Consider the following 23,316-nt stretch of genomic DNA (forward strand, 5'->3'; position numbering starts at 1 on the left):
TGCGTGAAACTGCAACTTGTCGCCGTCGGCACAAAAATGCCTGACTGGGTACAAACCGGTTTTAACGATTACCTGCACCGTTTTCCGAAAGATATGCCGTTTGAACTGACTGAAGTTCCGGCTGGGAAACGCGGTAAGAACGCTGATATCAAACGCATTCTTGAAAAAGAAGGCGAACAGATGTTGGCTGCTGTCGGTAAAGGTAATCGCATTGTGACCCTGGATATTCCGGGCACACCGTGGGAAACCCCGCAACTGGCGCAACAACTGGAACGCTGGAAACAGGACGGACGAAATGTCAGCCTGTTAATCGGCGGCCCGGAAGGGCTGGCACCGGCCTGTAAAGCCGCAGCGGAACAGAGCTGGTCGCTCTCTCCGTTGACACTTCCTCACCCGCTGGTTCGGGTTCTGGTCGCGGAAAGTCTTTACCGCGCCTGGAGTATTACCACTAATCATCCATACCACCGCGAATAACGGGTGGTGAATGTCAGCAACATGAATTAAGTAGTGGGATGAAAATAGATCGTAACCCTTTTCGCGACTATACGGCTGAATCAGCCCTCTTTGTGCGCCGTGCACTGGTGGCGTTCATCGGCATTCTGCTACTTAGTGGTATCCTGGCTTTCAATTTGTATAACCTGCAGATTGTCCGTTTTCAGGATTATCAGACCCGTTCCAATGATAACCGAATCAAGCTGGTGCCGATTGCGCCAAGCCGCGGCATTATCTATGACCGCAACGGAACCCCGCTGGCGTTAAACCGCACTATTTATCAGCTCGAACTTGTGCCCGAAAAAGTCGATGACCTTCAGGCCACGCTCGAAGGGCTGAAACCTATCGTCGATTTAACCCCTGACGATATCGAGAACTTCAAAAAAGAGCGCCAGCGTTCGCGACGCTTTACGTCTATTGCCGTGAAAACAGCACTGACCGAAGTCCAGGTCGCGCGCTTCTCCGTGAACCAGTTCCATTTCCCCGGTGTTGAAGTCAAAGGTTATCAGCGCCGCTATTACCCGTATGGCTCAGCCCTCACCCACGTTATCGGCTACGTATCGAAAATTAACGATCGTGACGTTGAACGTTTGGATAAAGACGGCATTCTGGCGAACTACGCTGCAACGCATGATATCGGCAAACTCGGCATAGAACGTTTTTACGAAGACACGCTTCACGGCAAAACCGGCTATGAAGAAGTGGAAGTTAACAACCGTGGCCGCGTGATCCGCCAGTTGCATGAAGAGCCGCCGCAGGCCGGGAAAGATATTTATCTGACCATTGATCTGCCGCTACAACAATATATTGAAGTCCTGCTGACCGGAAGCCGCGCCGCCGTGGTGGTGACTGATCCGCGCGATGGCGCAATCCGCGCGCTGGTGTCTAACCCAAGCTATGATCCAAATCTGTTCGTCGACGGGATTTCCAGCAAAGACTACAGCTCGTTGTTAAATGATCCAAACAAACCGCTGATCAACCGTACTACGCAAGGCGTTTACCCGCCGGCATCAACGGTGAAACCGTATATTTCCGTGTCGGCACTGACGACCGGCGTGATCAACAAAAACACCTCTTTGTTTGACCCCGGCTGGTGGCAGTTACCCGGGTCAGACAAGCGCTATCGTGACTGGAAACACTGGGGCCATGGCCGCCTGAATGTGACCAAAGCCCTCGAAGAATCGGCGGATACCTTCTTCTATCAGGTTGCGTACGATATGGGGATTGATCGCCTTTCCGAATGGATGGGCAAATTCGGCTATGGTCAGTACAGCGGCATCGACTTATCAGAAGAGCGCAGCGGCAACATGCCTAACCGCGACTGGAAATTTAAACGCTTCAAAAAACCGTGGTATCAGGGCGACACGATCCCTGTCGGTATCGGCCAGGGCTACTGGACCGCAACGCCTGTGCAAATAATGAAAGCCATGACCACACTGATTAATGACGGCAATGTCAAAACACCGCACTTGTTGCTGAGCACGAAAGTGGATGGCAAACAGGTGCCGTATCAGCAGCAGGAAACCACGCAGATTGGCGATATTCATTCCGGATATTGGGAAATTGCGAAAGACGGGATGTATGGCGTTGCCAACCGTCCGAACGGTACGGCCCGTAAATATTTCGCCGATGCACCTTACAAAGCGGCCGCAAAATCCGGGACAGCACAAGTTTACGGTTTGAAAGCCAATGAAATCTATAATGCGCATAAGATTGCTGAGCATCTGCGTGACCACAAACTGATGACCTCTTTCGCGCCGTATGACAAACCCACCGTCGCCGTCGCCGTAGTACTGGAAAACGGTGGTGCAGGCCCGGCAGTCGGAACAATTTCGCGGCAGATACTCGACCATATCTTATTGGGCGATAACACGACACAACTGCCGGCTGACGCACCTGCGCCACCGGGAACTGAAGGTGATTAACCGGCAATGACTGAGAATCAACAAAAAAGATCATTGTGGTCGAAAATGCACATCGACCTGACCATGTTGCTGATCATACTTGCGCTGCTGACGTACAGTGCGTTCGTGATGTGGAGCGCCAGCGGTCAGGATATGGGCATGATGGAACGTAAAATCGGCCAGATCCTGATGGGTCTGGTAATCATGCTGGTGATGGCGCAAATTCCTCCACGCGTTTATGAAAGCTGGGCGCCTTATCTCTATATATTCTGCGTCTTTCTGCTGGTGCTGGTCGATGCGTTCGGCAGTATCAGTAAAGGCGCACAACGCTGGCTGGATTTAGGGATCATCAAATTCCAGCCCTCGGAGCTGGCGAAAATCGCCGTTCCGCTGATGGTTGCCCGCTTTATCAACCGCGACGTATGCCCGCCGTCTTTGAAAAATACGGCCATCGCGCTGGCGCTGATATTCATCCCTACCCTGCTGGTTGCTGCGCAGCCAGACCTCGGGACGTCAATTCTGATTGCCGCATCCGGCCTGTTCGTCCTGTTCTTGTCGGGCATGAGTTGGAAACTGATTGCCGTCGCCGCCATTCTGGTCGCCGCCTTTATTCCGATATTGTGGTTCTTCCTGATGCACGATTATCAGCGAGACCGCGTGATGATGCTATTGGATCCAGAGAGCGATCCGCTCGGCGCGGGCTATCATATTATTCAGTCGAAAATTGCGATTGGCTCCGGCGGCCTCTCCGGCAAAGGCTGGCTGCATGGTACGCAGTCGCAGCTGGAATTCTTGCCCGAACGCCACACCGACTTTATCTTCGCCGTACTGGCCGAAGAACTGGGGCTTATCGGCGTACTCGTGCTGCTCGGGCTGTATCTGTGCCTCATTATGCGCGGGCTGGTTATCGCGGCCAATGCACAGACCACATTTGGTCGTGTAATGTCCGGTGGTTTGATGTTGATTCTGTTCGTTTATGTGTTTGTTAACATCGGTATGGTCAGTGGTATTGTCCCGGTAGTTGGGGTACCTTTGCCTCTGGTCAGCTATGGCGGGTCAGCACTCATCGTGCTAATGGCAGGGTTTGGTATCGTCATGTCGATACATACTCATCGAAAAATGTTGTCAAAGAATTTATAGAGGTGAGCAATGCGTAAAGAGTGGCTTGGAGCTGTCATTATCGGTTTGCTGTTAAGTGGCTGCGCCACTGATGAGACTCAGCAACAACAACCGGCCCCGCAACAAGCCTACAACGGCCCTGTGGTGGAAATCGGCGGGGCTGATCCGCGTTACGAACCTTATAATCAGGGCACGATGCAGGATTACACCGTTAACGGTAAAACCTATAAAATCGTCAAAGATCCCTCAAACTTCTCACAAGTCGGTCAGGCAGCCTGGTACGGTCAGGAAAACGGCGGCAATACCACGGCGATTGGCGAAGAATTCGATCCGACAGCCATGACGGCGGCGCATCCTACCCTGCCAATTCCAAGCTATGTGCGCGTTACCAATATGGCAACCGGACGTATGTTGGTGGTGCGTGTAAATGACCGCGGCCCTTATGTTCCTGGAAAAATTATTGATTTGTCTCAGGCAGCAGCAGACCGTCTGAATCTGACCAATAGCACCAAAGTTCGTGTCGACTTCATCAATGTTGCACCGGACGGTACGATGTCTGGTCCGGGCACCATTGGCACGACCGTCGCTAAGCAATCTTATGCCTTGCCTTCGCGTCCAAGTCTCGGTGCCAGCGAGATGGGCACCCCTATGCTTTCCGCTGAACCGGTGAACACTTCTGACGTGCGTCCGATCAGCAACAGTACGCTGAGCAATCCGAACGCAGCGCCGCTGACCAATGATGAGGACAGTAGCAACGGAAATGTACCCGCAGCCACAACAATGTCAGGAAACAGCGGCGGTGGTGGTTTTCTGAGTGCGCCAACGCCACTGCGCGCGGGTGTACTGGAAGGCAGCGAACCGGCGGCGCCGGTGGTTACAGCCAGCGCTGCACCCGTTATCGCTTCTGCGGCACCGGTTGCCGCAGCCCCAGCACATACTGCCGCCATTCCAAGTTCTGGCTTTATGGTGCAGGTCGGTGCGCTGAGTAATCCACAGAATGCGCAGTTATGGCAAAAAAGCCTGAGCCAGCGTTTCAACGTTCCAGGCAAAGTACAGGCAAACGGCAGTACTTACCGTGTTCAGCTTGGGCCATTCACCACGCGCCAGCAGGCGGTACAGTTGCAACAACGGCTTGCCAGTGAAGCCCAGCAGCAGTCTTTTGTCACTGCCAGCATGTAAGCATTCTCCGGGGCTCAGGCCCCGGACTTATAAGCCCTTTTTCTTAAAGTAAAAATCAGTAAGCGCCGGTAATCGAAGATGTCTGACTTAGGACTCTTCTGCTATAGTGGCGCACGTTTATCACTTACCTCCACGGATGTTGTTGTCCCGATCATGAAACTTGTAAACACTTCACGTTTAGTCAAAAGCCTCGCATTTGGCACCGTAATCACTTTCAGTGCAGCGTCCGCCTATGCCGACGATGTTAATTTAAAAACAATGATCCCTGGCGTTCCGCAAATCGATGCGGAAGCCTACGTCCTGATCGACTACAACTCCGGCAAAGTTTTGGCAGAAATGAATGCCGATGCGCGTCGTGACCCTGCCAGCCTGACCAAAATGATGACCAGCTATGTCATCGGTCAGTCCATCAAAGCCGGCAAAATCTCTCCGACCGATATCGTCACCGTCGGCCCGGACGCATGGGCAACCGGTAACCCGGTGTTTAAAGGCTCTTCTCTGATGTTCCTCAAACCGGGCGATCGTGTGCCGGTTTCTGAACTCAACCGCGGTATTATTTTGCAATCAGGCAACGATGCCTGTGTGGCAATGGCTGATCACGTCGCCGGAAGTCAGGATGCGTTCGTTGCCATCATGAACAACTACGTGAACGCGCTGGGTCTGAAAAATACCCATTTCGGTACCGTTCATGGTCTGGATGCCGCCGGTCAGTACAGTTCTGCACGCGACATGGCGTTGATTGGTCAGGCACTGATCCGCGATGTACCAGAAGAGTACGCAACCTATAAAGAAAAAGAGTTCACGTTCAACAATATCCGCCAAATGAACCGTAACGGTTTGCTGTGGGACAACAGCCTGAACGTAGACGGCATCAAAACCGGCCATACAGATTCCGCGGGTTATAACCTGGTGGCATCCGCAACAGAAGGCCAGATGCGTCTGATTTCTGCTGTCATGGGCGGACATACGTATAAAGGCCGAGAAGTTGAAAGCAAAAAACTGCTGACCTGGGGCTTCCGTTTCTTCGAAACCGTTTCTCCGCTGAAAGCAGGTAAAGAATTTGCCTCTGAACCAGTCTGGTTTGGTGATACCGATCGCGTTGCGCTGGGCGTTGAGAAAGATGCTTATCTGACCATACCGCGCGGCCGCATGAAAGATTTGAAAGCCAGCTATGTGCTGAACACACCTGAACTGCACGCGCCATTGCAGAAAAATCAGGTCGTGGGTTCAATCAATTTCCAGCTTGATGGTAAAACCATTGATGAACGTCCGCTGGTCGTGATGAACGAAGTGAAAGAAGGCGGTTTCTTCGGCCGCATTGTCGATTATATCAAGCTGATGTTCCACCACTGGTTTGGTTAAGTTGTCCGCTTGAAAAAGTTTGCAACAATCCCCATATAATCGGTATAGATTATGGCTCCCGCTTCGGCGGGAGTTATACTTTCAGAGATAATACTTAATACGCTGGAGTGCACATGAAAACCAAACTGAACGAACTGCTCGAATTCCCTTGTTCCTTTACCTATAAAGTAATGGGCCTGGCACAACCCGAGCTGGTGGACCAGGTTGTGGAAGTCGTGCAACGCCATGCGCCTGGCGACTACAATCCTCAGGTAAAACCGAGCAGTAAAGGGAATTACCACTCCGTTTCAATTACGATCACCGCCACCCACATCGATCAGGTCGAAACCCTGTATTCTGAACTGGGTAATATCGAAATTGTCCGCATGGTGCTGTAAGCCCTTTCTGACCGACCCGCGCGAGAGAAATTCTGTCGCGCGTTTTCCCTCCTCCTACTGACGATAACTGCCGTGCAATCATATAATCCGCAAGAACGTATCGTACTGCGCCAGCTTGGCCTTCAGCCGTATGAACCTGTCTCTCTGGCGATGCACCATTTCACTGAGCACCGGAACGCCGACTCGCTGGACGAAATCTGGCTGGTTCAGCATCCGCGCGTCTTTACTCAGGGTCAGGCAGGAAAGGCAGAGCACGTTTTAATGCCCGGCGATATCCCGGTGATCCAAAGCGATCGCGGCGGTCAGGTCACGTATCACGGACCAGGCCAGCAGGTGATGTATGTGATGGTCGATTTGAAGCGGAAAAAACTGGGCGTCCGTCAGTTAGTCACGGCAATCGAACAAACCGTAGTGGATACGCTGGCGCACTTTTCTATCGATGCTTACCCGCGTGCCGATGCGCCCGGTGTTTATGTCGATGGAAAAAAGATTTGCTCCCTCGGCCTGCGCATTCGAAAAGGTTGTTCATTGCACGGTCTGGCATTGAATATTGATATGGATCTCGAGCCATTTCACCGAATTAATCCGTGCGGGTATGCAGGTCTGGAAATGACGCAGGCCAGCCTGGAAAAGCCGGGGCTAACCGTTGATCAGGTCATGCCGGTTCTGGTGAAATCCTTCAATCACCGTCTTGATTATCAGCAAGTGGATTATCTGCCCTGGCAAATTGAGCGGTACGCGACTTCTCCGCTCTGATTTCTGTGCTTTACCATCAGACTTATCAACGTTTTAGCAGTTTTACTTCGCATTCTGGTTTACTATCACCCGCTGAACTTTTTAGCATTTTATCGCTTACGGATAAGCACACTTCCCGGCTCATAACCGGGACAGTCCTTCACACTGCCGGGAAATATTTATGGATGATAAAGATATTAGTGCCAGCCTGAATAAGCTTCGTAACCTTGATCTCAATTTGCTCACCGTTTTCGAAGCGGTATATCTGCATAAAGGCATTGTTCACGCCGCCAAAGCGCTGAATCTGACGCCGTCGTCAGTCAGCCAGTCCATCCAGAAATTACGCAATACCTTTCCCGATCCGCTGTTTATCCGCAACGGACAAGGTATCAGCCCGACGGCGTACGCCATTAATTTGCATCAGCACATCAGTCAGGGATTGAGCTCGATTCTCACCGGTCTGGACTTCACGCACGACAACGACAAATCCCGCGTTCTGACCATCAGCTGTTACCCGTTTGTTGCACTACAAACATTTCCGCTGATCCTCAAAGAGCTGATGAAAATCAACAGCAACTACACGCTGAAGCATCTGCCTCTCAGCGATCCGGAAGATACGCTGATCCAGCATCGTGCGGATTTAGTGATTGATACCAGCCCGCTGTTTAACAAGTCGCTGATAGGCATACGGCTGATGTCAGATACCGCGGTATTTGTGTGCAGAAAGAATCATCCGACGCTGGATAAAACCATTACGCTCGAACAGGCGCTGGCCATGCCGCAGACTACCGTGATGACAAACGCCAGCGATCTCAAGCGTATACAGTTTGAAATCAGCGGCTCCCTGCCCGACCGCCCTATTGTTTTTACCAGCTATAACGCGATCAACATTCTCTCGATGGTTTCCAGTACGGATTTGCTGGGGATATTGCCGAAAAGAATGGTCGAATTGCTGCACAAAAGCTTTCCGGTCGATATCCTCGAATCGGATATTCCAGCAGTGTCATTTGATATCATCATGTATTACAACAAAACGGCAAAAAGCGATAAAACGCTGAGCATGATTATTGATGCGATCAAACTGGCTTTTTCACAAGATGAACCGCTGACGTCTTCCGGCTGAATTTTCGGTATAGGCGAAAATATTTACACACCATTAACACCGAAAGAAGATAACAAGAGACGAACTTAAAAGGTTATATTTATCAAAAAATTAAGTGATGAATATGAATGATTTTTAAAGGGTAAAGCCTTCTTCAGGTTAAATAAATGCAGCATTTAGCACTTCAGGCCATGTGTAAGGGCTGAATCCGGTGATGCTTCAATGATATAATTTCCGCATTATTTCTACTTTTTTTGATGAATCAGCCAGTTCATTGAATGTCCTGAAAAAACTCGAGTTACGAGAGACGAACCTGGAAGCTGCAAGATTATGAGTAAACCGATTCAGATGGAACGCGGCGTCAAATACCGCGATGCAGATAAGATGGCGTTAATCCCGGTGAAAACCGTGGTCAGTGACCGGCAGGAAATGTTACGTAAGCCGGCATGGATGAAAATCAAGTTGCCTGCGGACTCAACGAAAATTCAGGGCATTAAATCCGCACTGCGCAAGAATGGCCTTCACTCCGTTTGTGAAGAAGCCGCATGCCCGAACCTTTCAGAGTGCTTTAACCACGGCACCGCGACCTTCATGATCCTCGGCGCAATTTGTACCCGCCGCTGCCCGTTCTGCGACGTGGCACACGGTCGTCCGACCGCGCCGGATACCAATGAGCCGGAAAAACTGGCACAAACCATCGCGGATATGGGATTGCGTTATGTCGTCATCACCTCGGTTGACCGTGATGATTTACGTGACGGCGGTGCGCAGCACTTTGCCGACTGTATCACGGCGATCCGCGCTAAAAACCCGACCATCAAAATAGAGACACTGGTACCCGATTTCCGTGGCCGTATGGATCGCGCACTGGATATTCTCAACGCCAGTCCGCCGGATGTGTTTAACCACAACCTGGAAAACGTACCGCGTGTTTACCGTCAGGTTCGTCCGGGCGCTAACTACGAATGGTCACTGACGCTGCTGCAACGTTTCAAAGAAGCGCATCCGGAAATCCCAACAAAATCAGGCCTGATGGTCGGTCTGGGTGAGACAAACGAAGAAATCATCGAAGTGATGCGTGACCTGCGCCGCCACGGCGTCACCATGCTGACGTTGGGTCAGTATCTGCAACCCAGCCGTCACCACCTGCCGGTGCAGCGTTACGTCAGCCCGGAAGAGTTTGATCAGATGAAAGAAGCGGCGATGGAAATGGGCTTCACGCACGCCGCCTGTGGCCCGTTCGTGCGTTCGTCTTATCACGCCGATCTGCAAGCCAAAGGGTTAGAAGTTAAGTAATATCTCGTTACTTCTTGATGCCCGGAATGCAAAAAAGGTTGTTCGCAAGAACAACCTTTTTTAATGCCCGAAATGTGTAACCGGAATTAATTCCGTAAAAACTCAGTCTTTGTGTTCTACACGTTCGGCTGGTTTTTCTTCGGCAGTGGTTTTTTCAGCAGGTGTCGGATCATCATTCATGGCTTTCTTGAAGCCACGCAGTGCAGCACCCAGGTCACCGCCCAGAGAACGCAGTTTGCTGGTACCGAACAACAGAACGATCAGCACGCCGACCACCAACAATTTAGTAATACTTAGACCTTCCATACATACCTTCTTTACACTGAGTGCTGGAATACAGCAGTGACAATTTGCCGTTATTAACGGCCATTCGCGACGTTAATACAACCCAAAAATGTAACAGAACGGATCCAGAACTGTGCGCATTGTGAGCAGAGTAAGCTATTATGAGCTTGAATAGCACTCTCATAAAGACTTTCATTTTTTAAAATCTGTAAAACACCTTCAAATTTGATTTCGACCAGATTATTAGCCCGGGTTAACTGACCCTGTAATGAGAACCGATGCCGAAAAAGCTTCATACGACTCTGGTTAACGATACTCATCATTCCGGAATACGTTTTGCCAAAAGGACTTATTTGCCCCGCATCGTCGGGCTGGGCACGGGCAGTTTTTGTGTCGGTTCGGTGATGATTGAGCACACAACGCCAGTCTGGCTCTGGTTGTTGCTGTTTTTAAACGGATTCATCTGGCCGCACATTGCCTACTGGAAAGCGAAGCGTTCGGCGACCCCATTTAACAGTGAAATCAACAACCTGAAGGCCGACGCCATTTTCGGCGGCATCTGGATTGCGATGATGGGCTTCAACGCCCTGCCCTCCGCCACCATTTTTGCCATGATGGGGATGAATAATATCTCTGCAGGAGGCCAGCGGTTATTCATCCGGTGCCTTATCGCGCAAATCACGGTTGCCATCGCGCTGTTGCTTGTCGCCGATATTCCCTTCATGCCGGAAACGACGCCGTTCCAGCTCTATCTTTGCCTGCCGATGATCATGATTTACCCGATTTTTCTCGGCAATGTCACCTACCGCACGTCGCGAAAACTGGCCGAACATAAACAGGCCATCATGCAAATCAGCGTGCGCGACGGACTGACCGGGCTATACAACCGCCGACACTGGGAATCGTTGCTCAATACTGAACTGGAAAGTTTCCGCCGCTACCGGCATAAAACCACGCTGGTGCTGATCGACATCGATCACTTCAAGGCCATTAACGATAATTACGGCCACAGCATCGGCGATCAGGCCATTATTCTGCTGGCACAGGAATTACAGCACACCATGCGCGCCGCCGATATTATTGGCCGATATGGAGGTGATGAGTTCGCGGCAATTTTACCGCACAGCACGGAACTACAGGCCCGGCGAGCGATAGAACGTTTGCAGAGCCGTCTGGATAACAGCCTGTTTCCGCAACATCCTGACCTGAAAATTCGCATCAGCGCAGGCATTGCTGAATGTGATGACGTTCAGGAAACCGCGACACACTGGCTGAATGCCGCTGACCACGCATTGTATGAAGCCAAAAAAAACGGGCGAAACAGGGTGGAAACGGCAAGTTAATTTTGCCCGGTTCCCGGTTTCTGCCCGTCTGGTTTCCTGCTGTAACCGTCAGATAAAGCGGCTGAGAAACGCCTGCGTGCGCGGATGCTGTGGGTTGACCAGCACGTCATCGGCCGCGCCCTGCTCGACAACATAACCACGATCCATAAAGACCACCCGGTCAGCCGCTTCTTTCGCAAACCCAATCTCATGCGTGACCACAATCATCGTCAGCCCCTGCTGCGCCAGATCACGCATCGTCGCCAGCACTTCACCCACCAGTTCAGGATCGAGCGCCGACGTCGGCTCATCAAACAACATCAGTTTCGGTTTCACCGCCAGCGCGCGGGCAATCGCTACTCGCTGCTGCTGACCACCGGAAAGATGACGCGGATAAGCATCGGCTTTATCGCTCAGCCCGACTTTCTGCAGCAACTCACGGGCATATTTTTCGGCCTCATGGCGGCTTTCCTTATGCACGCCGACCGGCGCTTCAATGATATTTTGCAAAACGGTCATATGCGGATACAGGTTAAATTGCTGGAACACCATCCCGATATCACGGCGCTGACGCGCAATCGCCCGTTCGGACAATTTATGCAACCTATCGCCACGCAGCTCGTAACCAATTTGCTCACCACCCACCATAATTGAGCCACGGTCGATATCTTCCAGATGATTAATACAGCGCAGGAAGGTGGATTTCCCGGACCCGGAAGGCCCCAGTATCACCACCACCTCGCTGGGTTTGACATCCAGATCGATGCCTTTCAGCACTTCATTATCGCCATAACTTTTATGCACGTTGCGGGCAACAACCAAAGATGCCGTTTCGGATGACTGTGCGTCGGCAGACAGTTGACTCATAAGTCCTCCTTGCGGGCCAGGCCCGGTGGATTCATAACAGGAACCGCTTTTTCTTCCGCATTTTCCTGACGACGCTTGGCGCTCCCCACCGTGCGACGTGTGCCACGGGAATAATAGCGTTCAATTGCCGATTGCCCGAGGTTCAGCACAGACGTGATCAGCAGATACCAGACCACCGCCACCATCAGCATCGGCACCACTTCAAAAGTGCGGTTGTAAATGGTTTGCACCGAGTACAGTAAATCGCCCATCGCGATCACGCTGACCAGCGATGTCGCTTTGATCATACTGATCAGCTGGTTACCGGTTGGCGGAATAATCGAACGCATCGCCTGCGGAATAATGATCCGGCGCAGCGCACGGCCACGGCTCATCCCGAAGGCCTGCGCCGTTTCGGCCTGACCGTTATCAACGGACAGCAAACCGGCACGAATGATTTCCGCCATATAAGCCGCTTCATTGAGCGCCAGCCCTGCAATCGCAGCGGTGAGCGGGGTGATCAGATCATTGGTATTCCAGCTCATATATTCCGGGCCAAACGGGATGCCGATCACCACACGTGGGAACAGCGTCGACATGTTGTACCAGAATAAAAGCTGCACCAGCAGCGGCGTTCCACGGAAAAACCAGATATACAAACCGGCCAGTTTGCGTAGCAACAGGCTGTCGGACAGACGGGCAACCGCCAGCATCAGACCGATGAACACCCCGAGCAACATGGATACCACGGTAAGGCCGAGCGTAACGCCCAGGCCTTTGATGATCGTCGCTTCCGTGAACCACTGCGCTACCACATGCCATTCGAAGTTAGGGTTATGCGAAACGGCCCAAATCACATCGGCGGCAATCAGCAGCACAACAATCCACGCAATCCAGCGGCCTATGCTGCGCGGCGCGTGGGAGAATTCAACGTTACGTCGTGGATCCTGCGTATAGTCGTCCTTGACTGCCGGCTTTGAACTATACGTTTTATCAGTCATTTAGGTTGTGCCTTTGCCTGATTGATCCCCGGCGCCTGGATCATGTTACCTTCCAGCCCCCATTTTTTCATGATGATGGCGTAAGTCCCGTTATCGAACAATTTCTGATATCCCGCCAGAATCGCGTCGCGCACAGGAGAATCCTTCGCGACCACAGTGCCCTGGAAAATATCGCCAAAACCGTTGGATTTGCCCGTGCCGGTCAGTTCCAGCTGGCCATTTGCTTTCTCAACGAAATAAGTCAGCGGTGCCTGAGAAGAGAAGAACGCGTCCGAACGGTTAGAACGCACGGCCAGAATCGAGGTAGGCTGGTCAGAGAAAGATTGTACGGTGACCGCCGTTTTTCCGTCTTTCACGCACACTTCAGACTGCTTGCGGATCACCTGTTCAGCAGAGCCGCCTGCCATGACTGCGATGCGTTTACCGCAGGTATCATCCAGAGAATTGATGTTTTCCGGGTTGCCTTTGCGCACGCCGAACACGACGTACTCTTTCACAAAATCAATAAAATCATTTTTCGCCTGACGATCCGGGTAATCACCAATCGGGCCGATACCCATCTGATAACGCCCTGCCGCCATTCCGCTGAGAATGCCGGATAAACCGCTTACGGAAGCATGCTCAATTTTCACACCCAGCACTTCTGCCAGCGCATGCGCCAGATCCGCACTCGCACCGTCCAGGCCATTCGCCCCGGTCACGATTTCGTACGGAGGAAACGAGCCGTTGTTCACAGAGGTCATCACACCGGATTTTTGAATATCCGCAGGTAATTTGGCGTGAATTGCCGGATCCATTGTCTGAGCCGGGATCGCCACCGTTTCAGCAGCAAAGGCATTCATGGACGTTGCGGAAAGTAATGCAGCGGTCAGTGCAGCAGCCTGACGTAATTGTTTTGCCATCATTCTCTTATTCCTCTGTGTAAAAAGTCGGTCTGTGAGTTTATGAATGTTGTGTATTTATTATGAAAACCTTCCCTGGCTCAGATCTTGTTTAAGTCTTATGAAAAACGAGTTCCCTGGTAAGGCGCTCGGTACTGCTTTATTCACCGGACAGTGCAGCCGTTGAGGACCGGCTGCGGTCAGGTTCAGTCATTGCGTAGTTGCGGCAAACCGAAGCGGCGGTTCGCCAGCACAGGCAATACTTTACGGGCATGCGCCAGACGATCTTTGTCCAGCTCAGCAAAAACCAGTGCAGGGGCTTCAGACGCCCGCGCAATCGCCACGCCCAATGGATCGACCACCATACTGTTACCGATATTACGTTCGCCGCATTCGCCGACGGCGACCATATAGGTGGTATTTTCCAGCGCACGGGCGGTAACCAACACTTCCCAATGCATCTCTTTCAGCGGGCCTTTGACCCACGCGGCCGGTAAGACAAGCACGTCTGCGCCATCAAGTACCAGGCGGCGCGCCAGCTCCGGGAAACGCACGTCATAGCAGGTCATCAGGCCGACATTAAAGCCGGCAACCTCAACCAGCGGAGGTACATCACTGCCCGGCGTGACGTTTTTGGATTCCTGCGAGGAGAACGCATCGTAAAGATGCAGCTTACGGTACTCAGAAATGATTTCACCATTTCTGATAGAAATCAGTGCGTTCCACGCGCGACCATCGGGTGCTGGCGTATGAACGCTCATCATGGTCGTCATCTGATTGCCGCGGCTGGCGGCCACCAGCTGACTGACAAAAGGACCATCCAGCGGTTGTGCGGCTTTCAGAACCAGATCCGGATCGGTAATGTCGCGCGCCAGAATACCTTCCGGCAGCACCAGTAAATCCACGCCTGATTTCAGAGATTTCGCCATCAGCGAAAGGCAGGTTTCAACGTTGGCTTCCCATTCTCGGGAAACAGCAAACTGACCTAATGCAACTTTCATTTTTACTCTCCCGTCACTTTTGTGTGGCGAACTGAGGGAACAAATCAGCCGGTGTGAGGCGCTGCGCCGTCAGCTTCTGGGCATATAATTCATGTGCAAAATCGTCGATCATTTTTTCATTGGCGGCGAAACCGTTTGCGTTCCAGTCCGCAGGTAAATCAACCACCGTACGACGCAAGTCGTCCAGCAACCACGGTGTGGTATCAGCATATTTTGCGCGTTTATCCATCCAGACCTGATAAGAACGGTCGATGATTTCACTCAGCGACTGCGGCAGCCACGGATGTTCTTCTGCCAGGGCAGGTTTAATCGCCAGCAGGTGAATGCCGGGGATGTAACCCACGCGGTTGAAATAGGCGAGCTCTGCCGCACGGAAATCAGGCTGGAACTGACGGAAACCGGAATCAGGCTTGAAGAAACCGTCAGGCATGAATGGCGTGAATACGGCGTCCAGCCAGCCTTCCTGTAACAATTCCATCATCGGGCGCTCTTCCGGCACCGCTTCAATGCGCCCTTCGCGACCAAACCCGGCCAGACGATCGACAACCGGATGCGATTCCGTCAGACGTCCAACGTACCAGTTTGCGTCTTCAATACCGACGCCTTCCAGCGCCAGCAGCGTGCGGGTCCAGGTGTTGCCGGAATCCTGCCAGCCGGTCAGGCCGATGCGCTTGCCCGCCAGCTGAGAAAGTTCGGTTAGCGGGCTGTCTTCGCGGGTGATGATGCAGCGCTGGCGGAAGCCGCGCATCAGAAAGTGTGGGATCGCCAGCAGATCAGATTCACCGCGAGCCCGCCCCTGCGCATAACGGCTGAAAGAGACTTCGCCCGCGTCATATTTATCACTGGTCGCCAGATTATCCACCAGCGTTCCCACGCGATCTATCTCGAGATTAAACCCTTCAGGTTTAAGGTCGCCCAACGCCAGCGGCGTAAAATAATCCCAGTCACGAACAGCCAGCCTGATGGTAATCGTCACATCTATCCCCTTAAGTGTCAGCATGGTTGATATGCAGAAAGATAACTGTGCGTTTACAAACCTTATCGGAAACGCACCAAATTCTTTTACGAAGGAGATCATGTTCAGCGCGATGTGATTATTTTATCGCCTCCGTTGGCTAAGTTTGATACTAATGGCATAAATTAATATGTACAATAGAATATTTGTTACTGAACAAAAGGCAAAAACATGGCAGATAAACCCCTCGAAAAAACGCTGGATGCAGAATGGTTATCGACACAATTGCAGGATCGTTCGATGCGGGGCATTGCACTTGAAACAGCGGCGATGATCCGGTCCGGCGTCATCGAGATCGGCACGCATCTGCCCGCAGTCCGTGAACTGGCGCAGGCGCTGGGCGTCAGCCCGGCCACGGTATCTGCCGCCTGGGGTCAGCTCCGTCGCCAAAAAGTGATTGCCGGACGAGGCCGCAACGGCGTCTGGGTGTGCGGTGACATGCTGTCGCCCCGCCCGGCAAGGTTTGAAAAAATCGGTAACTTTGGCGAGCATATTATTGCAGATCTGGCGCTATCGTCGCCTGACCCGACGCTTTTGCCTGATTTGCGCGAAGCCATGCAGCACGGTGTTGGCGCAGATAATCTGAACACCTACCAACGCGAAGCCATCGCGCCTTCACTGCTGGAAGCCGCGCGTCACGACTGGCCTTACGACGCGCCGGCGTTTATGTCTGCCGACGGCGGATTTGACGGCATGAACCTCACGCTGCAAACCCTGCTGATGCAAGGCTCGGTCGTGGCGATTGAAGATCCGACCGCCACGCGTTTGCTAGACATGTTGGATAATCTTAGCGCGCAAGTGATCCCGGTAAAATGCGATGAGTTCGGCCCGACCCCGGAATCACTGAGTCTGGCGTTGTCCAAAAATCCGTCCGCGTTTATTTACCAGCCACGCACGCATTCTCACTGCGGTCACGCCATGAATGCGGAGCGTTACGCGGAGCTTGCCGAAATTCTCAGCCACACCAATACGCTGATTATTGAGGATGACGGTATCGGGCAGTTGTCCCGTTACGCGCCCGTCAGCATGGGCAGCGTATTGCCGGATCGCACGGTACACGTCCGTTCATATTCCAAAGCCTACGGGCCGGATTTACGGCTGGCGGTGATTTCCGGTTCGAAAGATTTAATCAAACAAATCAAATCATTCCGGAATTTCGGGGCGGGATGGTCGAGCCGTATTTTGCAGGAAGCCCTGGCATGGCTGATCAAAGATTCTAAAACGCAGGAAAGCATTGCGAATGCGAAAGCGGTTTACGCGCAGCGTCGTAAAGCAATGTCTGACGCCCTGCGCATTCGCGGGGTGAATATTCCGGAGCGCGACGGGCTGGCGATGTGGATCCCCGTTCCGTCTGAACAGTTTGCGCTGGTCACGCTGGCGGCACGCGGCATTGCTGTTCTGCCCGGCGAACGCAGCCGCATCGGTCCGGGGCAGTTTATCCGTATCAGCACCAGCCAGATTAAACCAGAGAAAGTGGACCTGATTGCCGACGCCATCGTTCTGGCGCTGGGCGCATGATGGTCAGCGGGGAGTCAGCTTTTTCATCAGATACTTAGGCGATTCTTCATATTTTGCACGGGCGTAAAATACGTGCGCGCGGACACGGCGCGTATGGCTGTGAACTTCCATACGGTCACAGCCACGGTCAGCAGCAAGCCTTTCAGCCTCATTGAGCAATTGTTGCCCGATACCTTCGCCGCGCGATTCACTGCTCACACATAAATAACTGATCCGGCAGAATTCACCGGCGAGGGCGATTTGCGGGATAAAATGCAGCGAAATAAAACCGACGGCGCGCCCTTCGCTCTCGGCTACCAGCAATCGGCTGTCCGGATTGGCGGCCATTACGACGATCCGCTCAGCGATCGCTTCCGGCGTATTGGGGTAATCCAGATCACCGAGTAATCCCGCTACAACCTGCGCGTCGTTCACATCACCTTCTCTGATTAACATGGCTATTTCCTTGTTAAAATCTGTTTCTCATTCGCGGCTACACAATCGCTATCACACACTGTAAACTTACCGCCTGCAATATGGAGATGACATTCCTCCCAAACCGCCTTTACCGGCTGATGATGTCTACGCAATCTCGTGAGAGGTTCGTAGCGTCGTGCCCGGGCCTTTCTGAATTTCACTTATATTTAAGGTTTTTTATGTTCAGTACCTTTCTTGCTGTGTTGATTGGTGGTGCGGTTGGCAGTGTCGCTCGCTGGTATCTCGGGCTCAAAATGAATGTGATCACACCCGTGGTGCCTCTCGGTACGCTGGCCGTTAATCTTATTGGCGCGTTTATTATTGGCCTGGCTATCGCGATTTTTGGCCGCATGAACAGCGTCGATCCGGTCGTTAAGGCCCTGATCACCACCGGTTTCTGTGGGGGACTTACCACCTTCTCCACGTTTTCTCTTGAAGTGGTCACGCTGTTACAAATGGGTCGTTTTGGCGATGCCTTGCTCAATATCGCGCTTAATCTTTTCGGCTCGATTGCCCTGACGTTGCTCGGCTTCATGCTGGTCAGCTGGTACACGGCGCACTGATCCTACCCTCCGGCGATGCCTTTTTTATGACAACGGGCATCGCCGTAACAAATTTGTGACACATCTTCACCTCTTCTCTGCGTTTCTTAATGTTTCCTTCATGTTATCTGCAGATAATGGCAAAACCCGCTCAGGTTTCTATATTGAGGTATGCCATGTTTTCTGTTCCAAAAACGTCTTCTGAATTTCTGGTTGTTGCCCTGTGCATTCTTACTGTAGTGGCTTTTTTACAGGCATATTTTGGTTAGACAGATGCGCCCTGTGCGCCCGTAATACTCCCTTTTACGCCGACGGCGCATTCCCTGATGGATGCGCCGTTTGCCTTTCTGAATCCGTGCAAAACGCGCTGAAACGAAACTTCACTTTTCATTCCATTCATAATACAAATATTTACCTGTTCCTCCTTATTGCCTATAATTGAGAATGATCGTTCACACTCATTTTCAACAGAGGTGCCAGGTATCCATGCTTCACCCACAACTTTGCAGTAAAGACGCGCGCATCAGTGCGCGACGCGACCAGATCATTGCTGCCGCCCGGCTGTGTTTTCGCAAACACGGTTTTCATGGTGCAGGTATGGCCGAAATCGCCAAAACGTCGCAACTCAGTGTGGGGCAGATTTACCGGTATTTCGCCAATAAAGACGCCATCATCGAAGAAATTGTTCGTCGAATTGTGATGAAGAAAATCCGCCTGATGACCGGCAACGCGCATAACTTGCAGCAGGTTGCTCACAATCTGGCACACCGCCGGATTGGCAATTTAAGCGCGCCTTATAAAGAAGATCAGTGTACTGAGCAAAAAGAACAGGCAGAGATTGACCACGCGCTGATGCTTGAGGTTGCCGCAGAAGCGACCCGCAATCCTATTGTGGAAAAAATCTGGCGCGATTCAGAAAAACAACTGTTCAGTGAAGCAAAATCCCTGCTCAGTGCCACTTTCCCGCAATTTTCCGAGGCTGAAATGACGGCGAAAGTCGAATCTCTGGCGGTGATCTGTGAGGGCACCGCATTCCGACGTATGACTACCGTTCACGCCGACGCAGAGTACCTGGAAGCTTTATATAATCGCTACTTTCAGGATCTCTTTGAAACGGATTTAACCACCAGCAAACTGGAATAAACTTCTACCATGAGCGCTCATCTGCAAGAAAAACGCCTCGGTTACGCCCTGGTACTCGGCTCGCTTGCCGCCCTAGGCCCGTTATGTACAGATTTATATCTGCCTGCATTGCCCGAAATGGCTGGCGACCTCCACACTTCCACCGCCAGTGCGCAACTGAGCCTGACCGCCGGTTTACTCGGCCTCGGTTTCGGCCAGCTATTGTTTGGCCCGCTCAGCGATCGTTATGGCCGCATGCGCCCTTTACTGTGGTCGCTGGCTTTACTGCTCGCGGCATCGGTCTGGTGCGCCGTCGCGCAGGACATCAATCAGCTGATTGTCGCCCGTTTATTACAAGGCATTGCGGGCGCAGGCGGCGCCGTACTTTCACGCGCCGTCGCCAGAGATTTGTATAACGGCCATGAACTCACACGGTTCTTCGCACTACTGATGCTGGTGAACGGACTGGCGCCGATTATCGCGCCGGTGCTGGGCGGTGCCATGCTCAGCTGGATGAACTGGCGGGGGATTTTCGCCGTACTGGCCTTTATCGCCATACTTTTATTCAGTTTCTCATCACTGAAATTACATGAAACCCTGCTGCCGGAACGCCGCGCGCAAGGCGGTGTTTTCAGCATGCTCGGTTCTGTATTCAGCCTGCTGAAACATCGTCCGTTTATGGGGCTATGCCTGACGCAAGGTTTTATCATGGCGGGAATGTTTGCCTACATCGGCGCTTCGCCTTTCGTACTCCAACAGATTTACCATCTCAGCCCGCAGATGTTCAGCCTGTGTTTTGCCATTAACGGTATAGGGCTGGTGATTTCTGCGCAGGTTTCCACGCGCCTCAGCCGTCGTTTCGGTGAAATGGCGTTGGTTAAAGCCGGTTTAGTGATTGCTGCAGTGGCATCTGTTGCACTGGTGATAGCTGCCAGCCTGAATGCACCGCTGGTAACGCTGCTGGTTCCCCTGTTCTTCTCGGTGATGGTGATCGGGATTATCGGGCCGAACGCCGGGTCGCTGGCGATGCAAAGTCAGGGGAAAAATGCGGGAAGCGCCTCGGCGCTTCTGGGTGTGTGTATGTTTGCGCTTGGAGCGATTGCCGTACCGGTCACCGGTTTTGGCAGCATGCCTGCGCTGTCGATGGGCCTGACGATTTTAGGCTGTTACGCGATCGCCATTTTGATGTTCGTGACGCTGGTGCGTAAAACCGCCTGATGTTTGCCGTTATACGCTCAATGTACAGGCAAAAAAAAACCCGCTTCGGCGGGTTTTTTAAGAAATCGGCTAAAGTCAGATAGCGATAACGTTAGCAGCCGACGGGCCTTTGGCACCATTGGTGATTTCGAACTCTACGCGTTGGCCTTCAGCAAGGGTTTTGAAACCGTTGCTGGAAATAGCAGAGAAATGAACGAAAACATCTTTGCTGCCATCTTCAGGGGTAATGAAACCAAAACCTTTAGATTCATTGAACCACTTAACGCTACCTTTAATCTTAGACATCAAACTTACCTTTACGTGAATGTTGGACACAAAACGTGTGTCAAATACAGTACAGCAACAGATTTAACTTTTGTCCAGAATTCTGATTGCAATAAGAGATAAAGCTCTCACTCTTTGCTTTCTGTCGCCGTTTTCTGCTGCCAGAACGGCCTTTAATAGCCGTCTGACATCAATCAGTTAGAAAAATGAATCGTCGTCGTTGCTGTAATCATCGGAATTAAAGTCGTCAGAACCAAACCCTAAATCCGAATTATCGTTACGCAGCGAGGCATCTTCCCAGGACGGAACATTGCTGTCGAAGCCCTGCGAGTTATCGAGGAAACTGCTGTCAGCAGGATTGAGATCCTGCACCGGCGGCTCTTCAATGATATTGACGATTTCCTGCGGCTGGCTGTGATGGAACATCCCGGTCAGCATATCTGCCAGCACAACCCCGCCCGCGACACCGGCTGCAGTTCGCAACGCGCTGCCCAGAAAACCCGGTGCCTGTGGTGCGGCCTGAGCCGGAGCCTGCTGTTGTGGCGCGTATTGTGGCTGTTGCTGCTGAGGCTGAGCGCCCCAAGCCTGCGTGCCCGGGATCGGCTGGCTGCCTTGCGGAGACTGACGCGCGGGTTCAGGCTGTGCCGAACCGCCACCAAATAACCCGGCGAGGAAACCGGTACTTTGCGGTTTCGCATTTTGCGCCTGCTGTTGCAACTGCTCGTTTTGCTGTTGCAGTTCCTTCAGCTGGGCATTCAGCTTGGTCAGCGCCGCTTCCTGAATAATCATCGCCTGCGCCATGTAGTAAGGGGCAGACGGTTGCTGGCGGATATGGGCCTGAATCACACGTTCAGCTTCCGCATCGCGCGGTGCCGTATTGGACTCAGCCTGTTGTAAGCGACTAAAAAGCCCGTCAATTAAACGCTGTTCTTCAGATTGCATAAATTCACCTTGTTGATGTGTCGAACTACGCCAGTTGGCGTTATGCAGATACAGTAATACAGTTATATTTTTGTATGAATTAACGGAGTGTCAACAAATGTGACGGAGGTAAAGTTTGTGCAGAAGCGCCTTGACGGGGGTTGAAAACCCGCCTGCGAGGCCACAGGCGGGGAGACTCAAAGATTTACTTCTTCGGCGACCAACCCAGAATGAAATCCTGATCCGGCAGATTGGTGTAGTTACGCACCAGGTCGTGGTAGGTTTTTGCCGGATCCAGATTTTTAAACTGTTCCGGATAAATGAATTTCGCCAGATATTCCATCCCGACGATATTGTACGGGTGGTTGTAGAACTGGTGGTAAACGCCGTAAACGTGCTGGCTGCTGACCGCCGGGATCTGCGCAACGCCAGTGCGGGCAAGCAGAACTTTCGCTTCTTTGCCGATGCTGGCTTCATTCGCGCCATAACCGAACGGCAGAATGTGGGTCACCGAACCGTTTTTACTCGGGCGTGCGGAACCGGTCATGATGTAAACATCTGGTTTCATGCTGATCACTTGCTCCAGGGAAACCGTGCCTGATGCGCCCGGCAGCAATTTAGTGCCGATATTATCCGCACCTACCGCCTGAATCAGTTTGCCCCAGCCCGCGTCTCCGTGGGTGAAACAGCAGGAATCATCGCGACCAGCAATCGGCTCGATGAATACGTTAGGTTTGTTTTTAATGGCCGCAACAGCTTTCTGAATGCTCTGGAAGTGCTCGTTATAGAACGCGGTGTACGCGCGGGCATTGTCTTCCTGATTCACAATTTTACCCAGCAGCTCAATGCTCGGTGCCGTGTCTTTTGCCGGATCCGCTTCGTAGTCTACGAACACAACCGGGATATGCAGCGCGGCAAGTTTGTCCAGAACACCCGCCTGTGCCAGGGAATTTTTGGCACGAACCTGCGCAATCATCAGATCAGGTTTTTTGGAAATTACGGTTTCCAGATCAACCTGCCCTTTGTCCGTGAAACCCATATCCAGAATTTTGGACGACTCAGGCCATTTGCTTTTCAGCATGTCCCAGGTGCCGCTGTCGGTGGTTTTCAGCAGATTATTCCAGGCCACGACGCGCTTAAACGGATCGGCTTTATCCAGCACGGCGAGCGCGAGAATATCACGGCCATCCTGCAAGATGATGCGCTGCGGGGCTTTATCGAGCGTCACTTTCTGCCCGCTGAGATCGGTAACAGTCAGCGGATAGGTGGTAGCAAAAGTGGAAAATGAGGCGGCCATCAGACCTGCGACAGACAGCACGCGAGCGGTGTTCTTTAACATGCAAATCCCCGAAAATGAG

Annotated in this window: 24 protein-coding genes and 1 riboswitch; of the genes, 14 read left to right on the plus strand and 10 right to left on the minus strand. The window is 52.2% G+C overall.

Annotated features, from left to right (window positions below; genetic code table 11):
- Nucleotides 1-3: 3 nt before the first annotated feature.
- From rlmH to lipA, 9 genes are all read left to right on the plus strand, one after another.
- Nucleotides 4-474: a 23S rRNA (pseudouridine(1915)-N(3))-methyltransferase RlmH gene (gene rlmH, locus ACLBVC_RS02255; protein ID WP_013576495.1), complete on the plus strand. Its 471-nt coding sequence runs from the start codon at nt 4-6 to the stop codon at nt 472-474.
- Nucleotides 475-512: 38 nt separating this feature from the next.
- Entirely contained in the window at nt 513-2,417 is a 1,905-nt protein-coding gene (gene mrdA / locus ACLBVC_RS02260) for a peptidoglycan DD-transpeptidase MrdA (RefSeq protein WP_152326435.1), read from the plus strand.
- A gap of 6 nt (nt 2,418-2,423) precedes the next feature.
- On the plus strand, nt 2,424-3,536 hold the full coding sequence (mrdB, locus tag ACLBVC_RS02265) for a peptidoglycan glycosyltransferase MrdB (RefSeq protein ID WP_112287630.1): 1,113 nt from the start codon (nt 2,424-2,426) through the stop codon (nt 3,534-3,536).
- 9 nt (nt 3,537-3,545) lie between these two features.
- Nucleotides 3,546-4,694, plus strand: a complete 1,149-nt coding sequence (gene rlpA / locus ACLBVC_RS02270) for an endolytic peptidoglycan transglycosylase RlpA (RefSeq protein WP_410147833.1) — start codon at nt 3,546-3,548, stop codon at nt 4,692-4,694.
- 153 nt (nt 4,695-4,847) lie between these two features.
- Nucleotides 4,848-6,056 (plus strand): D-alanyl-D-alanine carboxypeptidase DacA, encoded by a 1,209-nt coding sequence (dacA, locus tag ACLBVC_RS02275; protein ID WP_101075658.1) that lies wholly within the window; start codon nt 4,848-4,850, stop codon nt 6,054-6,056.
- Nucleotides 6,057-6,169: 113 nt separating this feature from the next.
- On the plus strand, nt 6,170-6,433 hold the full coding sequence (gene ybeD / locus ACLBVC_RS02280) for a DUF493 family protein YbeD (RefSeq protein ID WP_101075657.1): 264 nt from the start codon (nt 6,170-6,172) through the stop codon (nt 6,431-6,433).
- A 72-nt stretch (nt 6,434-6,505) separates the two neighbouring features.
- On the plus strand, nt 6,506-7,189 hold the full coding sequence (gene lipB, locus ACLBVC_RS02285) for a lipoyl(octanoyl) transferase LipB (protein ID WP_410147836.1): 684 nt from the start codon (nt 6,506-6,508) through the stop codon (nt 7,187-7,189).
- 160 nt (nt 7,190-7,349) lie between these two features.
- Nucleotides 7,350-8,291 (plus strand): YbeF family transcriptional regulator, encoded by a 942-nt coding sequence (locus tag ACLBVC_RS02290; RefSeq protein ID WP_410147837.1) that lies wholly within the window; start codon nt 7,350-7,352, stop codon nt 8,289-8,291.
- Between the two features lie 309 nt (nt 8,292-8,600).
- Nucleotides 8,601-9,566, plus strand: coding sequence for a lipoyl synthase (lipA, locus tag ACLBVC_RS02295; protein ID WP_152326431.1), 966 nt, complete (start codon nt 8,601-8,603; stop codon nt 9,564-9,566).
- A gap of 102 nt (nt 9,567-9,668) precedes the next feature.
- On the opposite strand, the gene tatE is transcribed toward lipA, so the two are convergent.
- Nucleotides 9,669-9,872, minus strand: coding sequence for a twin-arginine translocase subunit TatE (tatE, locus tag ACLBVC_RS02300; RefSeq protein ID WP_410147838.1), 204 nt, complete (start codon nt 9,870-9,872; stop codon nt 9,669-9,671).
- Nucleotides 9,873-10,129: 257 nt separating this feature from the next.
- On the opposite strand from tatE, the gene ACLBVC_RS02305 reads away from it, so the two are divergent.
- Nucleotides 10,130-11,194 carry a diguanylate cyclase gene (locus tag ACLBVC_RS02305; protein ID WP_410147839.1) on the plus strand — a complete coding sequence of 355 codons (1,065 nt, stop codon included), beginning with the start codon at nt 10,130-10,132 and terminating at the stop codon, nt 11,192-11,194.
- Between the two features lie 48 nt (nt 11,195-11,242).
- Here ACLBVC_RS02305 and ACLBVC_RS02310 read toward each other — a convergent pair whose 3' ends face one another.
- From ACLBVC_RS02310 to ACLBVC_RS02330, 5 genes are all read right to left on the minus strand, one after another.
- The gene (locus tag ACLBVC_RS02310; protein WP_410147841.1) at nt 11,243-12,040 is read right to left on the minus strand and encodes an amino acid ABC transporter ATP-binding protein; all 798 of its coding nucleotides are present in this window, start codon (nt 12,038-12,040) and stop codon (nt 11,243-11,245) included.
- Entirely contained in the window at nt 12,037-13,020 is a 984-nt protein-coding gene (locus ACLBVC_RS02315) for an amino acid ABC transporter permease (protein WP_410147843.1), read from the minus strand. The genes ACLBVC_RS02310 and ACLBVC_RS02315 overlap by 4 nt, the downstream gene beginning before the upstream one ends.
- Nucleotides 13,017-13,925, minus strand: a complete 909-nt coding sequence (locus ACLBVC_RS02320; protein ID WP_410147845.1) for an ABC transporter substrate-binding protein — start codon at nt 13,923-13,925, stop codon at nt 13,017-13,019. Before ACLBVC_RS02320 ends, ACLBVC_RS02315 begins: the two co-directional genes overlap by 4 nt.
- A 182-nt stretch (nt 13,926-14,107) precedes the next feature.
- Nucleotides 14,108-14,902, minus strand: coding sequence for a deaminated glutathione amidase (locus ACLBVC_RS02325; protein ID WP_410147847.1), 795 nt, complete (start codon nt 14,900-14,902; stop codon nt 14,108-14,110).
- A gap of 13 nt (nt 14,903-14,915) precedes the next feature.
- A complete protein-coding gene (locus ACLBVC_RS02330) occupies nt 14,916-15,878 on the minus strand; it encodes a substrate-binding domain-containing protein (RefSeq protein WP_410147848.1) in 963 nt (320 codons plus the stop codon).
- Nucleotides 15,879-16,088: 210 nt separating this feature from the next.
- Between ACLBVC_RS02330 and ACLBVC_RS02335 the strand changes: the two genes are divergently transcribed.
- The gene (locus ACLBVC_RS02335) at nt 16,089-17,435 is read left to right on the plus strand and encodes an aminotransferase class I/II-fold pyridoxal phosphate-dependent enzyme (RefSeq protein ID WP_410147849.1); all 1,347 of its coding nucleotides are present in this window, start codon (nt 16,089-16,091) and stop codon (nt 17,433-17,435) included.
- Nucleotides 17,436-17,438: 3 nt separating this feature from the next.
- Here ACLBVC_RS02335 and ACLBVC_RS02340 read toward each other — a convergent pair whose 3' ends face one another.
- Nucleotides 17,439-17,870, minus strand: coding sequence for a GNAT family N-acetyltransferase (locus tag ACLBVC_RS02340; RefSeq protein WP_410147850.1), 432 nt, complete (start codon nt 17,868-17,870; stop codon nt 17,439-17,441).
- 73 nt (nt 17,871-17,943) lie between these two features.
- Nucleotides 17,944-18,006, plus strand: a riboswitch (Fluoride riboswitch).
- Between the two features lie 64 nt (nt 18,007-18,070).
- On the opposite strand from ACLBVC_RS02340, the gene crcB reads away from it, so the two are divergent.
- From crcB to ACLBVC_RS02355, 3 genes are all read left to right on the plus strand, one after another.
- A complete protein-coding gene (gene crcB, locus ACLBVC_RS02345; RefSeq protein ID WP_104922959.1) occupies nt 18,071-18,454 on the plus strand; it encodes a fluoride efflux transporter CrcB in 384 nt (127 codons plus the stop codon).
- A 465-nt stretch (nt 18,455-18,919) separates the two neighbouring features.
- Nucleotides 18,920-19,576: a TetR/AcrR family transcriptional regulator gene (locus ACLBVC_RS02350; RefSeq protein ID WP_410147852.1), complete on the plus strand. Its 657-nt coding sequence runs from the start codon at nt 18,920-18,922 to the stop codon at nt 19,574-19,576.
- Nucleotides 19,577-19,585: 9 nt separating this feature from the next.
- The gene (locus ACLBVC_RS02355) at nt 19,586-20,773 is read left to right on the plus strand and encodes a multidrug effflux MFS transporter (protein WP_410147854.1); all 1,188 of its coding nucleotides are present in this window, start codon (nt 19,586-19,588) and stop codon (nt 20,771-20,773) included.
- A gap of 75 nt (nt 20,774-20,848) precedes the next feature.
- Here ACLBVC_RS02355 and cspE read toward each other — a convergent pair whose 3' ends face one another.
- From cspE to ACLBVC_RS02370, 3 genes are all read right to left on the minus strand, one after another.
- Complete coding sequence (gene cspE / locus ACLBVC_RS02360; protein ID WP_009636912.1) at nt 20,849-21,058, minus strand: transcription antiterminator/RNA stability regulator CspE; 210 nt, start codon at nt 21,056-21,058, stop codon at nt 20,849-20,851.
- Nucleotides 21,059-21,235: 177 nt separating this feature from the next.
- Complete coding sequence (locus ACLBVC_RS02365; RefSeq protein WP_410147856.1) at nt 21,236-21,979, minus strand: DUF2076 domain-containing protein; 744 nt, start codon at nt 21,977-21,979, stop codon at nt 21,236-21,238.
- A 184-nt stretch (nt 21,980-22,163) separates the two neighbouring features.
- Complete coding sequence (locus ACLBVC_RS02370; protein WP_410147857.1) at nt 22,164-23,297, minus strand: ABC transporter substrate-binding protein; 1,134 nt, start codon at nt 23,295-23,297, stop codon at nt 22,164-22,166.
- Nucleotides 23,298-23,316 lie beyond the last annotated feature (19 nt).

The organism is Rahnella selenatireducens, from assembly GCF_046449555.1.
Classification (GTDB): Bacteria; Pseudomonadota; Gammaproteobacteria; order Enterobacterales; family Enterobacteriaceae; genus Rahnella; species Rahnella selenatireducens.

Excerpts from the sequence above, each read along its gene's own strand:
- ACLBVC_RS02365 (WP_410147856.1), bottom strand. The coding sequence starts at position 21,979 with ATGCAATCTGAAGAACAGCGTTTAATTGACGGGCTTTTTAGTCGCTTA.
- ACLBVC_RS02370 (WP_410147857.1), bottom strand. The coding sequence starts at position 23,297 with ATGTTAAAGAACACCGCTCGCGTGCTGTCTGTCGCAGGTCTGATGGCC.
- ACLBVC_RS02335 (WP_410147849.1), top strand. The coding sequence starts at position 16,089 with ATGGCAGATAAACCCCTCGAAAAAACGCTGGATGCAGAATGGTTATCG.
- ACLBVC_RS02290 (WP_410147837.1), top strand. The coding sequence starts at position 7,350 with ATGGATGATAAAGATATTAGTGCCAGCCTGAATAAGCTTCGTAACCTT.
- ACLBVC_RS02355 (WP_410147854.1), top strand. The coding sequence starts at position 19,586 with ATGAGCGCTCATCTGCAAGAAAAACGCCTCGGTTACGCCCTGGTACTC.
- mrdA (WP_152326435.1), top strand. The coding sequence starts at position 513 with ATGAAAATAGATCGTAACCCTTTTCGCGACTATACGGCTGAATCAGCC.
- ybeD (WP_101075657.1), top strand. The coding sequence starts at position 6,170 with ATGAAAACCAAACTGAACGAACTGCTCGAATTCCCTTGTTCCTTTACC.
- ACLBVC_RS02320 (WP_410147845.1), bottom strand. The coding sequence starts at position 13,925 with ATGATGGCAAAACAATTACGTCAGGCTGCTGCACTGACCGCTGCATTA.
- ACLBVC_RS02350 (WP_410147852.1), top strand. The coding sequence starts at position 18,920 with ATGCTTCACCCACAACTTTGCAGTAAAGACGCGCGCATCAGTGCGCGA.
- ACLBVC_RS02325 (WP_410147847.1), bottom strand. The coding sequence starts at position 14,902 with ATGAAAGTTGCATTAGGTCAGTTTGCTGTTTCCCGAGAATGGGAAGCC.
- crcB (WP_104922959.1), top strand. The coding sequence starts at position 18,071 with ATGTTCAGTACCTTTCTTGCTGTGTTGATTGGTGGTGCGGTTGGCAGT.
- cspE (WP_009636912.1), bottom strand. The coding sequence starts at position 21,058 with ATGTCTAAGATTAAAGGTAGCGTTAAGTGGTTCAATGAATCTAAAGGT.
- ACLBVC_RS02315 (WP_410147843.1), bottom strand. The coding sequence starts at position 13,020 with ATGACTGATAAAACGTATAGTTCAAAGCCGGCAGTCAAGGACGACTAT.
- dacA (WP_101075658.1), top strand. The coding sequence starts at position 4,848 with ATGAAACTTGTAAACACTTCACGTTTAGTCAAAAGCCTCGCATTTGGC.
- ACLBVC_RS02305 (WP_410147839.1), top strand. The coding sequence starts at position 10,130 with ATGCCGAAAAAGCTTCATACGACTCTGGTTAACGATACTCATCATTCC.
- rlpA (WP_410147833.1), top strand. The coding sequence starts at position 3,546 with ATGCGTAAAGAGTGGCTTGGAGCTGTCATTATCGGTTTGCTGTTAAGT.
- ACLBVC_RS02340 (WP_410147850.1), bottom strand. The coding sequence starts at position 17,870 with ATGTTAATCAGAGAAGGTGATGTGAACGACGCGCAGGTTGTAGCGGGA.
- tatE (WP_410147838.1), bottom strand. The coding sequence starts at position 9,872 with ATGGAAGGTCTAAGTATTACTAAATTGTTGGTGGTCGGCGTGCTGATC.
- mrdB (WP_112287630.1), top strand. The coding sequence starts at position 2,424 with ATGACTGAGAATCAACAAAAAAGATCATTGTGGTCGAAAATGCACATC.
- lipA (WP_152326431.1), top strand. The coding sequence starts at position 8,601 with ATGAGTAAACCGATTCAGATGGAACGCGGCGTCAAATACCGCGATGCA.
- ACLBVC_RS02310 (WP_410147841.1), bottom strand. The coding sequence starts at position 12,040 with ATGAGTCAACTGTCTGCCGACGCACAGTCATCCGAAACGGCATCTTTG.